Here is a 13018-nt window from a genome sequence, read left to right on the forward strand (position 1 = left end):
ATTTGTGTTTGATACGGAACCGGATGCTTACCGTTTCTTAAATACAGCGAAGCATTTTGCTGCAAAAGATCTCATCGTTAAACGGGGCAGGACTTCACAGCATGTGTTGATCCGCTACCGTTATGCTGACGGAGAATTTGATGATACGGCAGCAAAGCTTGACGATCTGGCCCGTGAAATGGGTGGTGAAGAGTTTTCCGGCTGATAAAGCGACCGGATAAGACAGGGAGCCGGCTTTTCCGGCTCCCATTTATTTTAATGCGTTTTCTTTCCTGCCAGCTTTCCGGCAAGCATTAAAAAGATAATGTTGCCCGGTAACCCGCATATTTGCGGATGTTTATGACTCTGTCACCATCGAGCATAAGATACTGGCCCTTGATGCCATGCAACGTGCCCGTGAATGCAGGGGTTTTGTCCAGATTTATTGATTTGATTTTTACCGGATAGTTATCCACCGGATAGTGAATAGACACCGCTTCTGCGGTAGTTTCGCTTACCGCATCAAGCCCGTGTTCACGGCGTATATCTTCCAGACCGTCAGCGATTTTCTCCATCAGACTGGCTTTCAGCGCCGGTAAATCTGCCGCTTCCGCTTCGCCTTTCAGCATTGTCCGCCAGTTGGTTTTATCCCCGATGTGGGCTTTACATAAAGTTTCCACCAGACCACTGGTCAGGCGGTCTTTGACACGAAGAAAAACCATAGCCTGACTGGCGCCCTGGTCCATCCAGCGGCTGGACACATGATCAGATACATGACGGGTAATGCCAATCTTCAGGTTGCCGGTATTCGCCAGATAAACAAAGTGGTCACTCAGACAATGGGTTTCTCCCCATTCCGGTTCCCTGCAGGTGCCTTCTTTGTAATGGCAAAGTTCAGGTTTGATAATACAACTGTCGCATTGAGCCAGGGTGATCAGGCAGCGGTAGCAGTAACCCTGATTGAAACTTTTTTTGGTTTTCGCATCACAATGAACGCAGCGGATTTCACCTTCTGTGGTCAGCGTAATTTCTTTCCCGATGAGACTGTTCATATCTACCGTCTCATCACCCAGCGGTAATGTGTAGTGGACAAGATGACTGGTATTAACGGTTACCTTCATCTTGCCAAGTGCGCCTGTAAATGATTGCATGTTTACTCTTTTTTTATTCGCTTAGCTCACCACGTAAACTTGTCGTCAGCTTTGATTTAATCTCTTCATAACTTAATGACTGGCTGAGCAGATAGTGCAATTTGGCAAGGGCTGCTTCCGGCGTCATGTCACTGCCGGACAGTACACCGGCTTCTTTTAAACTGTTACCCGTTGCATAGCCACCCATATTCACCCGGCCACGGAGGCATTGTGTGCAGTTAAGTACAACGATTTCCCGGTCTGCCGCGTACTTGAGTTGTTGTAACAGAGCAGGCTGTTGTGGTGCGTTGCCTACGCCGTAACTTAACAGAATGAGTGCATTAACCGGCTGCTGTAACGTGTTTTTAATTACTTCCGGTGAAATCCCGGGGTATAAGCTCACCAGACCGATGGGTTGTGATTTAACACGGCAGACTTTCAGTGGTGTTGCTGCCGGTTTGGCCAGTTCTCCGGCTTTGACACGGATATTAATACCGGCTTCCAGTAACGGCGGAAAGTTTGGTGAGTCAAACGCATTAAAACCGTCAGCATCGACTTTTCGGCTCCGGTTTCCTCTCAGAAGGCGGTTGTTGAAGAACAGGCTGACTTCTGCAATGGGATAGTTCGCCGCGACGTAAAGGGCATTGAGCAGATTAACCTGACCGTCAGAGCGCAGTTCTGCCAGCGGAATTTGTGAGCCGGTAACGATAACCGGTTTACTCAGATCCTCCAGCATAAAGCTGAGGGAAGATGCCGTGTAAGCCATGGTATCCGTACCGTGGAGAATAATGAATCCGTCATATTTATCGTAATTATCTGCGATATCATCAGCGATACGCTGCCAGTCTGACGGATTCATATCAGAAGAATCAATCAGGTTGTCGTACTCATGCAGAGTATATAAAGGCATTTCAGGACGATGAAACTCAGGCATGTTGGCGAGGGTGTTGCCAAGGAATCCCGCTGCGGGCACATAGCCTTGTCTGGAGGGTTTCATCCCGATAGTACCGCCGGTATAGGCAATGTAAATATGTTTTCTCATAGGGACTCCTGTTTTTAGCGGCGTATTGTAACAGGCTGGCAGGGCAAGTCATCATGTGCCGCTGCGAATAGAGGCGGGTAGGGTGATTGATTTGCCTCACATGTCTGATTAATAAAGGTAAGACGGACATAATTCATGCTTGCTCCGCAAAATTATCAGGGCATAATTAGAATAGATCGCTCAGACAATATACAGCCTTTAACAGGCTGGTCTGAAACCGTTTATAAAATCATAAAAAATACAGCAGTACGGTTATTATTATGCAAAGTAACACAGGAAGTTTAGTCTGCGTGGGGCCGGGAATGACCCTTGGTGCTCATATGCCGCTGCGCTGCCGCAGTCACATCGAAAACGCTGATGTGGTCTTTACCAATTGTCATCCTCTGATGGAGCAATGGGTAAGCACCATGAACAAAGATACCCGTTCTTTACAGCCACTTTATGCGGAAGGTAAAGATCGCCGTGATACTTATCGCGAAATGGTCGCAGCGATAATGGCGGAAGTGACATCGGGCAAACGGGTGTGCGGTGTATTCTACGGGCATCCGGGTGTATTTGCTCAGGTGCCTCACACGGCTATTGCTCAGGCAAAGCAGGCAGGCTTTCGTGCGCATATGGAGCCGGGCATTTCTGCTGAAGACTGCCTGTATGCTGATATGGGCATCGACCCCGGCGCCTATGGCAGTCAACATTTTGAAACCACTCAATTCATGATGTTCTCACGTAATATCGATACTACCGCGTATCTCTTCCTCTGGCAGGTCGGTCTGGCAGGGGACTTATCCATCACAAAAAAATCAACGTCGGTGGCTCAGCGTAAAGTACTTACTGATCTGTTAATTGATGATTATGGCTATCCGCCGGAGCACCGTGTTGCGTTGTATGAATGCCCCGTGGTGATAACGGATAAAACCAGAATTGAATGGCTGCCTTTGAATACGTTACACGAAGCAGCGTTATCCTTGATCACCACCCTGGTGATACCACCATGCAAGCGATTAATTAAAAACGAAAAAATACTAAATAAACTCAACTCACTCTCATCTGACAAGGAAGCAACATCATGAATAAGACTATTGAAATACTCGCTGCACTGGCAGAGGATGTCACCCGTTCGGTCGATCAGTTATCACCGCAAGAAATGGCAGATATCGCACGTTTGAAAGCAGAAACTGTTAGAATGAACCCGCTGATGGCTATCGTGGAGCCTAATGATCCCGACGAGCCTTCACGGGAACCGGAGCGTGAGCCCGACAGAAACCCGATTGTGGCGTAACTGCTGCAACGGATAGTTGTTTAATACTGAGATTGCTGAATGCGCTGTTTTCTTTTCATTTTGGTGTTTATTCCTTTCGTCTGCACGGCAGCGGATGATCATGAAAGACTGCAGCGCATTGAATCCCTCGCTTTGTCTGACTGGGACACGGCAAAAATCCTCCTGAAAGAAGTTAACCCGGAGGTGCTTGCACCGGCAGATAAACATTTTTACCGCTATTTATCCATTTACCTTTCTACGAAAGATACGCCTCTTGAAACTGTTGTCGGTCAGTATAAAGGGCTTTACCGCACGCTGCCGGATGAGGCGGTGAAAGTTAAAGTTGCTAAATCTCTGCTGGCACTGGAAGCTTATCTGAACGAATGGGACCATGCGTTCGGCCTGGCAAAAGAACTTGAAGCGCAAATCGCCCGGCTGAATGACGTACAGAGTAATTTATCCGCCTGGAAAGGCATGGTGGTATTTTACAGCCAGGCCGGTTTGTATGACATGGCGTCTGATATGGTGGGAAAAATCCTTGCAACAAAAGAGGCAGGGGATGATTTGCGCTGTTTCGCACTCTCTCTGGGTGAAGAAATAAACCTCCATAACAACACGGCGTCTGAAAAAGGTTTTAATCATGCGATTGATGTCTGCAGACGGGCAGGGCAAAACTACTACATCGCTTTCAATTACGTCCATCTGCTTGATTTATATGTAAATGAAGAGGCTTTCAACAAAGCACGCATTATCGAGAAGGAGGCTACCTGGCGGGTAAACGAGAGTCAGTTTCATCATTTGATGGCCGGATTCAGTTTATCGCTGGCTGAGATGCGCCTCAGCGAAGGAAAAGTAGAAGATGCTGAAGCACTGGCACTGGGTGTGATTCAAAAGGATATCCGTGAGGAATTTAAAGAGGCCCTGCGCGATGCATACCGTATCCTGGTCGGGATAGCCGTTGAAAAGCAGCAATATCATAAGGCGTTTGATTACATCAGCAATAAACAACGCATGGAAGATGCGCTGCATTCAGAACAAAGCATAAAAGAACTCGCATTTCAGAAAGCCATGTTTGATGTATCCAGTAAAGAAAATGAAATTCTCCTGCTGGACAAACAAAACAAGTTACTTCAGGCAGAAGCAAAATACAGCAGCCAGAAAATGAAGACCACGGTGCTGGCCCTCTCGCTGGTGTCAGTAATGGGTGTTGCTTTGCTATTGTGGAGCTACCGCAGCCGCACGCTTGCCAGACGCCTGCGCTACCTGGCAACCCGCGACAGTCTGACAGGTGTTTATAATCGGGGTTACTTTACCGACCTTGCCGCAGAAATACTTAAACGCTGCCAGAAAAATGAAACGTCTGTGGTGATGTTACTGCTGGATCTGGATTTATTTAAAGGTCTTAACGACACTTATGGTCATCAGGTGGGAGACTGGGTTTTGCGGGAAGTGGCCCGTGTTCTTAAAAATTGCTGTCCGGAGAAAGGTCTGGTCACCCGCATGGGCGGAGAAGAATTTGGAATTCTGGCCGAAGGAATGACAACAGAGCAGGGATTCGAACTGGCGGAACGCTGCAGGCAGGCCATTGAAGAAATTGATTCCGGGATATCCGGTCATAAGTTTACTGTATCAGCCAGTTTCGGAGTCAGCAGTTCATCGCAGGTAGGATATGGTCTGGATAACCTGTTTTCGGCTTCGGATCTTGCGCTTTATCAGTCTAAACGCTTCGGCCGCAATCAGGTTTATGAGTACAGTCATTCAATGAATTAAAAAACCCGGCATTTGCCGGGTTTTTTATAATACTTAGCTGAGAGTTACTTCACTTCTTTACCGGCTGCCTGCTGGTCTGCATGATAGCTTGAGCGAACCATTGGACCGCATGCCGCGTGCACGAAGCCGATATCTTTCGCGTAATCGCCAAGCGCATCAAATTCGTTCGGGTGCACATAACGTTTCACCGGGTAATGGTGACGGGACGGTTGCAGGTATTGACCCAGAGTCAGCATGTCGACATCGTGAGCACGTAAATCACGCAGTACACCTTCAATCTCTTCGTTCTCTTCACCCATGCCCATCATCAGGCCGGACTTGGTTTTCACGTCAGGGTGCTGAGCTTTAAACTTCTTCAGCAGATCCAGAGACCACTGATAGTTCGCGCCCGGGCGGCATTCCCGGTAAAGGCGAGGAATGGTTTCAAGGTTATGGTTGAATACATCCGGTACACCGCTTTTGAAAATCTCCAGTGCACGATCCATACGGCCACGGAAATCCGGTACCAGTACTTCAATGGTGGTTGACGGACTGTGTTCACGTATTGCATTAATACAATCAACAAAGTGCTGAGCACCACCGTCTCTGAGATCATCACGGTCTACTGAAGTAATCACCACGTATTTCAACTTCATTTCCGCAATGGTCTTAGCCAGTTTTTCCGGTTCTTCGGCACTGGGCGGTAATGGTTTTCCGTGAGCGACATCGCAGAAAGGACAACGACGGGTACAAATATCACCTAAAATCATGAAGGTGGCAGTTCCGTGGTTAAAACACTCAGCCAGGTTAGGGCAGGAGGCTTCTTCACATACGGAATGCAGTTTGTTTTTACGCAGCGTCTGTTTGATTTCGTCAATACGATCAGTTGTACGTGGAAGCTTAATCTTGATCCATGACGGTTTACGAAGCATCTCCTCTTTTTCGGTAGGGACGATCGTAATCGGAATATGTTTTACTTTCTCATCATCGCGGAGTTTTACCCCGGCTTTAGGACGTGCGTTACTCATCAAAACCTTCTTTGTTTATGACTTCCTGAATATTTAGAATATTCAGAAGGTGTTGCGTGAGAGCCGGGCCTGCAATTTCCAGCGAATCAGGCCCTGCTAACCGCGCAGTATCAATCATTTCCATGCCGGCATAGCCGCAGGGATTAATCCGGTTGAACGGAGCTAAGTCCATATTAACATTGAGTGCGAGTCCATGGAATGAACAACCTTTACGGATCCGTAATCCTAAGGAACACACTTTCCGTTCATCAACGTACACACCGGGAGCATCTTTCTTAGCGCGGGCTTCTACACCGTAGTCTGCCAGTAATGCAACCACTGCATCTTCCATCGCCGTCACCAGCTCCCGCACACCCAGTTTTCGACGCTTAATATTCAGCATCAGGTAAATAACCTGCTGGCCGGGACCATGGTAGGTAACCTGACCGCCACGGTCTACGTTGACTACAGGAATATCTCCCGGCATCAATATGTGTTCGGCTTTACCCGCCTGACCCTGGGTAAACACAGCGTCATGCTCTACCAGCCAGATTTCATCGGTTGTGTCTGCGTCACGCTCATCTGTGAACGACTGCATTTTTTGCCACACCGGCAAATAAGACTGACGGGCTAACTGACGGACAATTACAGGATGATGTGTTGCGGTCACTTACAATACAACCCTGACCAGTTCAATTTTAGCCAGCTCGGTATAAATGGTTTCCATGTGCTCTTTACTGGTCACACGGACACTCACCGACACAGAATGGTAGTTACCTTTAGCACTGGGCTTAACGGTAGGAGAGTAATCTCCCGGCGAATGCTTCTGCAGACAGGTAATCACCTGCTGCGGTAATTCTTCATGGGCTACACCCATTACTTTAAACGTCTGGAAACAGGGAAAATCCAGCAACTCATCGAAACGGGTATCCATTACGATATCCTTACTTCTTTATATAAACAAAACGGCCAGATTATAACAATCTGGCCGCTGATCAACTAGCACTACTGACCGGTTATTCGTCCCAGCCAAGCTGCAGCATGACATAATCAACCATACGATCGAAGAAACCACCTTCATTCACTTCCTGCAAAGCAACAAGGGGATAGTTGGCAACGTCTTCGCCGTCCAGTTGCAGGTAAAGTGTGCCGACCACCTGGCCTTTTGCCAGTGGCGCTTCCAGTTTCTTATCTAACTCAAAGCTGGCTTCCAGGTTACCTGCCTGGCCACGGGGAATGGTAATGGGGGTAGATTGATTAATTCCAAGATCTACAGTTTCGCGGTCACCCATATAAATGCGGTGAGCAACGAAGCTTTCACCGGCTTTATAAGGGGTTACAGTTTCATAGAAACGGAAACCGTAACGCAATAATTTTTTGTTTTCTTCTTTTCGGGCGCGTTCACTGTCTGTGCCCATCACAACAGAAATTAAACGCATATCACCTTGTTTGGCCGAGGTGATGAGGCTGTAGCCTGCATCAGAAGTGTGACCGGTTTTAATGCCATCCACATTCAGGCTCTGATCCCACAGCAAGCTGTTACGGTTGTACTGTTTGATACCGTTGTAGGTGTACTCTTTTTCGCTGTAAATCGCGTAGATTTCCGGCGTCTCAGCGACCAGCGCCTGAGACAACAGCGCCATATCCCGCGGCGTTACGTAGTGATCGGGGTCGTGCAGGCCGTGGCTGTTCACAAAATGTGAAGAAGACATACCCAGCGCCTGCGCGTGGGCATTCATCATGCTGGCAAAGGCACTTTCAGAACCGGCGATATGTTCAGCCATAGCAACACAGGCATCGTTACCGGACTGAATAATAATACCGCGAACCAGGTCGGCCACTTTTACCTGTGTACCCACCTCAATGAACATTTTTGATGATTCCGGAAAATTCTTCGCCCATGCATTTTCAGAAATGGTTACTTCATCGTCCATGCTGATATTGCCGGCTTCCAGCTCTTTTCCGATGACATACGTCGTCATCATTTTAGTCAGACTTGCAGGCGGCAACTGCATGTCTGCATTTTTCTCTGCGATAACCTGGCCCGTTTCGTTATCCATCAGCACGAAGCCTTCAGCGGCAACACTTGGCGGCGGCGGGATCACGACGTTGGCGTGGACTTTGGCAACATAAGACATGCACATCATGATAAACATGGTGAGCATGAAAGACGGTTTAGCGCGATTTATAATTTTATGCATGGGAATATCAATTACCGTTTTTTATTTAAGACAAACTGTTTTGAATTTTAACGTAAGCAACAAGCCTGGACCAGAGTCAGTGCAGCTTTGTTCCTTATATAAAGAGCAAAGTGATTCAGATGCTGATTTGTACCTTAAAAGTCTACCGGATTACAGTGTTGCTGACCGATTTACCCGGCAAATCCACAAGTTCGGCAGATGAATGCCATATTTACAGGTTGCCGCCCACGGTATAAGCACCGGGATAGCCATTTTTCTGCAAATCATCTAACAGCATTTTTGCCTGAAAGCGGTCAGCCAGCGGGCCCAGCCGTAATTTGTAGATATTATTAATTAACGGTATTTCAGCAGGCACCTGATAAAGTTGGGACAGGACGGTAGATACTGATTTGGCACGTTCAGGATCACTCACTGCGGCGACCTGAATGTAAAGCCCGTCGTCAGCAGCAGAAACCGGCTCAGCTTCCGGCTCTTCAGGCAGCGGAACAATGCCGGCATATTGTTCATAGCTGACAGTAGGCTGATCGCCCACAGTCACCTGATTGTTCTCATCAAAATGAATCACTTCCAGCTTCACCTTTGCCGTGCCGTGCTGCTGGTAATCCAGTTTCTTCGCTGCGGCATAAGACAAGTCGATAATCCGGCTGGAATGAAAGGGGCCACGATCATTTACCCGCACGATGGCTGTCTTGCCATTACTCAGGTTAGTCACTTTAACAAATGAGGGCAGCGGCAAGGTTTTATGTGCCGCTGTCATTGCAAACATATTGTAGGTTTCACCGTTAGAAGTGAGGTGCCCGTGAAATTTCTGGCCGTACCAGGAAGCCAGCCCGGTTTCCACAAAACCTTTGCCGGATTGCAACGGAAAATATCGTTTACCCAATACTTCGTAGGGGCGGCTGTTCCATTCACGGTAAGGTTCGTATTGCGGGTCTGCGTCAGTGTAATCCGGTTCGTCATACACAAACGTGGGGGCTGAATCGCTGTGCTGGGCATAGCGACCTGAAGACTGGCAGCCGCATAACACGACTGCACATAGCAGTAAGATACAGTATTTAGCGCACATAACCGGTTATCGGGATAAGAATCTTTTTTGTGTTCCGATTGCCATCAGAATGCCAAAACCTGCCATCAATGTCACCATTGACGTACCGCCAAAACTAACCAGTGGCAGTGGCACTCCTACTACGGGCAGTAAGCCTGACACCATACCCATATTTACAAACACGTAAACAAAGAAGGTCAGGGTTATCGAACCCGCCAGTAACTTACTGTAGGCGTCCTGAGCACGGTTGGCAATGATCAGGCCGCGAATAATGATAAACAGGTAAATTGCGAGTAATCCGATGACGCCAGTCAGACCGAATTCTTCACTGAAAACCGCAAAGATAAAATCGGTGTGACGTTCCGGCAGAAACTCAAGCTGTGACTGGGTTCCCTGCAACCAGCCTTTGCCCTGAAGGCCGCCGGAACCAATGGCAATTTTAGACTGGATAATATGATAACCGGCGCCCAGAGGATCGGATTCAGGATTTAAAAACGTGATTACCCGCTGCTTCTGATATTCCTGCATCAGAAAAAACCACATTACCGGTGCAAACGCACCGCCCATGGCGGCAACAATGCCAATAAGACGCCAGCTCATGCCTGCCAGAAAAATAGCAAAAATTCCCGAACTGGCAATAAGTAGCGACGTCCCTAAATCCGGCTGTTTAGCGATGAGGATTGTGGGTACGATAACCAGAGTGAAGCCAATGCCTATCTGAATAAGACGGGGGGGCAGGGTAAACTTACTGATATACCAGGCCACCATCATGGGCACCGCAAGCTTCATCAGTTCCGATGGCTGAAAACGAACAAATTTAAGATCAAGCCAGCGCTGGGCACCTTTACCCACGTCGCCGAATAAAAGTACAGCAATCAGCATCAGTAAGCCGGCAATGTAAGCATAAGTGGATAACCGCCGGTAGGCCATAGGTGGTACCTGCGCCATGACGCACATTACACCCATGGCAATACCGAGACGGGCGAACTGCCGTTCCATCTGGCCGGGATCCTGACCGGAGGCCGAATAAAGGGTATACAGGCCGACCACCATTAAAACCAGCAATCCCAGCAACAGCCAGCCGTCAATATGAAGCCGTTCGAGCAGAGTAGACTGATTTTGTTTTATCGTTGTACGTTTCATTCAGCCTGTTCCTTTGATGCTTGCTCCGGCGGCACATAATCAGGCTGCATAAAGTCCCTTTCGCGGAAGAAAAAATCCATAACCTGACGGGCTACCGGCGCGGCATTGGAACTGCCGCCTCCGGCATTTTCAACCACAACCGCCACAGAGACTTCAGGTTGCTCATAAGGGGCGAAGGCTACATACATGGCATTATCACGAAGATGTTCAGAAACCTCTTCTTCGTTGTAGGACTCGTTCTGGCCTACTGAAAAAAGTTGTGCAGTACCGGATTTACCCCCGGACTGGTAAGGGGCATCAGAGAATGACTTGCGGCCTGTACCTTCATCGGAATGATTAACATCGTGCATGGCACTGAGCATTAAATCCCAGTTTTTCCTTTCTTTCACCATAATCGGACGCATGGTTTTTAAAGGCTCCTGCGAGACCTCGCCGTTTTCACTCATGAATCCCATCATAATTTGAGGAACAAACCGTTCGCCGTGGTTTATCAGTGTATTTATTGCCTGATTCAATTGGATTGGTGTCGCTGTCCAGTAACTCTGGCCAATACCCACAGGAATCGTATCGCCGATGTACCAGGGCTGATTAAAACGGGCACGTTTCCAGCCGCGGCTTGGCATATTGGCGTCTGATTCTTCGTATAAGTCTACGCCGGTGTAATCGCCGAAACCGAATTCAGACATCGCATCACTGATTCGATCGATACCGAGCTTGTAGGCAAGGTCATAGTAGAAAGTATCGCAGGACATCATAATGGCCCGTTCAACATTCACTTTCCCGTGCCCCCATTTTTTCCAGTCACGCCACACATGGCTGACGTTGGGGAGCTTGTAACGTCCGGTGTCATTGATAGTGGTCTTTGGTGTAATGACACCGTCCTCAAGGCCCACCAGACCAAGCAGAGGCTTGATAGTGGAAGCCGGTGGATATTGTCCCTGCGTAGCGCGGTTAATCAGAGGCCGGTCAGGGGAATTCAGTAAGGCACTGTAGTTTTTGCTGCTGATCCCGTGGACAAACAGGTTAGGGTCGTAACTCGGGCTGGAATACATGGCCAGTACACCACCGGTATCAGGCGCCGAAACGACCACCGTACCCCGCTTACCATCCAGCGCTTTTTTTGCAGCCAGTTGCAGGGCAAGATCAATATTCAGCACAATGTCTTTACCTGGCACCGGCGGATCAACACTCAACGTACGGATTATCCGTCCCTGACTGTTCACTTCTACCTGCTGATAACCGACCTGGCCGTGTAATTCTTCTTCATGGTATTTTTCGATACCCAGTTTACCGATGTCGTAGGTAGCTGCGTAGTTATCTTCCTGACCGGCTTCCTGCAATTTCTGTAAATCTTTCTTATTAATTTTTGCTACGTAGCCAAGTACGTGAGTCAGCGTTTCACCGTAGGGATAGTAGCGCGAAAGACGGGCTTCCACAGAAACACCCGGAAAACGGTGTTGCTGGGCAGAAAACAATGCCACTTCTTCTTCATTTAGCTGGGTGCGCAGAGCGATGGGCTTAAACCGTCGTTGTCCGCGGTATATTTTAAGAAAGTTGTCACGCTCTTCCTGCGTGATCCCCATGAGTGCAGACAGGCTGTCCAGGGTGTCGTCCAGACTGTCGACTTCTTCAGGAATGACTTCCAGGCTGAATACCGGCCGGTTTTCAGCCAGCAAAATACCGTTGCGGTCGTAAATCAATCCACGGTTAGGGGCAATGGGCAGAACCTTTATGCGGTTACCGTTGGAGCGGGTCTGATAAGCATCGTGCTGTTCCACTTGCAGTACGTAGAGGTTACTCACCACGATACCGAGCATGGCAAACACAATAAGCAGTGAAACAGCGGCGCGGCGGGCAAACAGGTTCGCTTCCGCTGTATGGTCACGAATCGCCTGACGTTTACGGGCCATGACTATTCCCGGTGATACGGATGGTTCTGGGTAACAGACCAGGCGCGATACAAGCTTTCCGCCACAATGATGCGCACCAGAGGGTGGGGTAATGTCAGATTAGAAAGTGACCAGCGCTGTTCCGATGCGGCAATACACTCATGAGCGAGTCCTTCCGGGCCTCCGATGAGTAAACTTACGTCACGCCCGTCCATCTTCCAGGCATCGAGTTGTCTGGCAAGTTGGGGGGTATCCCATGGCTTACCGGTGACTTCCAGTGTGACGATGCGGTTTCCCTTCGGGATTGCCGCCAGCGTTGCTTCTCCTTCCTTTTGAAGGATGCGCGGGATATCTGCATTTTTACCACGCTTTCCCGCGGCAATTTCAGTAAAGCTGACAGGCATGTCAGCGGGAAAACGGCGCACAAACTCATCAACACCTCTGGCAACCCAGTCAGGCATTTTAGTTCCTACCGCAACGATTTGAATTTTCACCGTTTTACAACTTCCCGGTTGAGCGATTTGAAGTGATAAGTCTTGCCGGAACGCCGCTGACAGTCAACGCCGTGGCATACTGAT

14 protein-coding genes are annotated in these 13018 nt (G+C 48.6%); 4 read left to right on the forward strand and 10 right to left on the reverse strand.

Annotated elements, in window-relative coordinates:
• The first annotated feature begins 4 nt into the window (after nucleotides 1–4).
• Entirely contained in the window at nucleotides 5–205 is a 201-nt protein-coding gene (locus tag ACXAGC_RS17255; RefSeq protein ID WP_232373521.1) for a hypothetical protein, read from the forward strand.
• A gap of 88 nt (nucleotides 206–293) precedes the next feature.
• Here ACXAGC_RS17255 and ACXAGC_RS17260 read toward each other — a convergent pair whose 3' ends face one another.
• Nucleotides 294–1130, reverse strand: coding sequence for a DUF2797 domain-containing protein (locus ACXAGC_RS17260; protein WP_474845761.1), 837 nt, complete (start codon nucleotides 1128–1130; stop codon nucleotides 294–296).
• Between the two features lie 13 nt (nucleotides 1131–1143).
• Nucleotides 1144–2151, reverse strand: coding sequence for an asparaginase (gene ansA / locus ACXAGC_RS17265; RefSeq protein ID WP_474845763.1), 1008 nt, complete (start codon nucleotides 2149–2151; stop codon nucleotides 1144–1146).
• A gap of 260 nt (nucleotides 2152–2411) precedes the next feature.
• Here ansA and ACXAGC_RS17270 point away from each other — a divergent pair, with 260 nt between their 5' ends.
• The 3 genes from ACXAGC_RS17270 to ACXAGC_RS17280 are packed head-to-tail and all read left to right on the forward strand — an operon-like array spanning nucleotide 2412 to nucleotide 5176.
• Nucleotides 2412–3218: an SAM-dependent methyltransferase gene (locus ACXAGC_RS17270; protein WP_119501110.1), complete on the forward strand. Its 807-nt coding sequence runs from the start codon at nucleotides 2412–2414 to the stop codon at nucleotides 3216–3218.
• Entirely contained in the window at nucleotides 3215–3427 is a 213-nt protein-coding gene (locus ACXAGC_RS17275; RefSeq protein WP_474845765.1) for a hypothetical protein, read from the forward strand. The genes ACXAGC_RS17270 and ACXAGC_RS17275 overlap by 4 nt, the downstream gene beginning before the upstream one ends.
• Nucleotides 3428–3466: 39 nt before the next feature.
• Nucleotides 3467–5176 (forward strand): GGDEF domain-containing protein, encoded by a 1710-nt coding sequence (locus ACXAGC_RS17280; protein ID WP_474845767.1) that lies wholly within the window; start codon nucleotides 3467–3469, stop codon nucleotides 5174–5176.
• A gap of 44 nt (nucleotides 5177–5220) precedes the next feature.
• On the opposite strand, the gene lipA is transcribed toward ACXAGC_RS17280, so the two are convergent.
• The 8 genes from lipA to rlmH all read right to left on the reverse strand — a co-directional run bounded on the left by lipA (nucleotide 5221) and on the right by rlmH (nucleotide 12934).
• A complete protein-coding gene (lipA, locus tag ACXAGC_RS17285) occupies nucleotides 5221–6183 on the reverse strand; it encodes a lipoyl synthase (protein ID WP_119501113.1) in 963 nt (320 codons plus the stop codon).
• Nucleotides 6176–6760, reverse strand: coding sequence for a lipoyl(octanoyl) transferase LipB (lipB, locus tag ACXAGC_RS17290; protein WP_474845973.1), 585 nt, complete (start codon nucleotides 6758–6760; stop codon nucleotides 6176–6178). Before lipB ends, lipA begins: the two co-directional genes overlap by 8 nt.
• Before the next feature lie 72 nt (nucleotides 6761–6832).
• Entirely contained in the window at nucleotides 6833–7096 is a 264-nt protein-coding gene (gene ybeD / locus ACXAGC_RS17295) for a DUF493 family protein YbeD (RefSeq protein ID WP_474845770.1), read from the reverse strand.
• A gap of 82 nt (nucleotides 7097–7178) precedes the next feature.
• On the reverse strand, nucleotides 7179–8327 hold the full coding sequence (locus tag ACXAGC_RS17300; RefSeq protein ID WP_232373553.1) for a D-alanyl-D-alanine carboxypeptidase family protein: 1149 nt from the start codon (nucleotides 8325–8327) through the stop codon (nucleotides 7179–7181).
• A 247-nt stretch (nucleotides 8328–8574) separates the two neighbouring features.
• Nucleotides 8575–9429: a septal ring lytic transglycosylase RlpA family protein gene (locus tag ACXAGC_RS17305; RefSeq protein WP_474845772.1), complete on the reverse strand. Its 855-nt coding sequence runs from the start codon at nucleotides 9427–9429 to the stop codon at nucleotides 8575–8577.
• 6 nt (nucleotides 9430–9435) lie between these two features.
• Nucleotides 9436–10551, reverse strand: coding sequence for a rod shape-determining protein RodA (gene rodA, locus ACXAGC_RS17310; RefSeq protein WP_119501118.1), 1116 nt, complete (start codon nucleotides 10549–10551; stop codon nucleotides 9436–9438).
• On the reverse strand, nucleotides 10548–12461 hold the full coding sequence (gene mrdA, locus ACXAGC_RS17315; protein WP_119501119.1) for a penicillin-binding protein 2: 1914 nt from the start codon (nucleotides 12459–12461) through the stop codon (nucleotides 10548–10550). Before mrdA ends, rodA begins: the two co-directional genes overlap by 4 nt.
• A gap of 2 nt (nucleotides 12462–12463) precedes the next feature.
• Nucleotides 12464–12934 (reverse strand): 23S rRNA (pseudouridine(1915)-N(3))-methyltransferase RlmH, encoded by a 471-nt coding sequence (rlmH, locus tag ACXAGC_RS17320; RefSeq protein WP_474845774.1) that lies wholly within the window; start codon nucleotides 12932–12934, stop codon nucleotides 12464–12466.
• Nucleotides 12935–13018 lie beyond the last annotated feature (84 nt).

The sequence above is a fragment of the Alteromonas sp. AWJ4_197 genome, assembly GCF_056160285.1.

What these genes read in the sequence shown, in the direction of transcription:
- ACXAGC_RS17260 (WP_474845761.1), bottom strand. Translation starts at nt 1,130, where the DNA reads ATGCAATCATTTACAGGCGCACTTGGCAAGATGAAGGTAACCGTTAAT.
- ansA (WP_474845763.1), bottom strand. Translation starts at nt 2,151, where the DNA reads ATGAGAAAACATATTTACATTGCCTATACCGGCGGTACTATCGGGATG.
- ACXAGC_RS17270 (WP_119501110.1), top strand. Translation starts at nt 2,412, where the DNA reads ATGCAAAGTAACACAGGAAGTTTAGTCTGCGTGGGGCCGGGAATGACC.
- ACXAGC_RS17275 (WP_474845765.1), top strand. Translation starts at nt 3,215, where the DNA reads ATGAATAAGACTATTGAAATACTCGCTGCACTGGCAGAGGATGTCACC.
- ACXAGC_RS17280 (WP_474845767.1), top strand. Translation starts at nt 3,467, where the DNA reads ATGCGCTGTTTTCTTTTCATTTTGGTGTTTATTCCTTTCGTCTGCACG.
- lipA (WP_119501113.1), bottom strand. Translation starts at nt 6,183, where the DNA reads ATGAGTAACGCACGTCCTAAAGCCGGGGTAAAACTCCGCGATGATGAG.
- lipB (WP_474845973.1), bottom strand. Translation starts at nt 6,760, where the DNA reads ATGCAGTCGTTCACAGATGAGCGTGACGCAGACACAACCGATGAAATC.
- ybeD (WP_474845770.1), bottom strand. Translation starts at nt 7,096, where the DNA reads ATGGATACCCGTTTCGATGAGTTGCTGGATTTTCCCTGTTTCCAGACG.
- ACXAGC_RS17300 (WP_232373553.1), bottom strand. Translation starts at nt 8,327, where the DNA reads ATGCTCACCATGTTTATCATGATGTGCATGTCTTATGTTGCCAAAGTC.
- ACXAGC_RS17305 (WP_474845772.1), bottom strand. Translation starts at nt 9,429, where the DNA reads ATGTGCGCTAAATACTGTATCTTACTGCTATGTGCAGTCGTGTTATGC.
- rodA (WP_119501118.1), bottom strand. Translation starts at nt 10,551, where the DNA reads ATGAAACGTACAACGATAAAACAAAATCAGTCTACTCTGCTCGAACGG.
- mrdA (WP_119501119.1), bottom strand. Translation starts at nt 12,461, where the DNA reads ATGGCCCGTAAACGTCAGGCGATTCGTGACCATACAGCGGAAGCGAAC.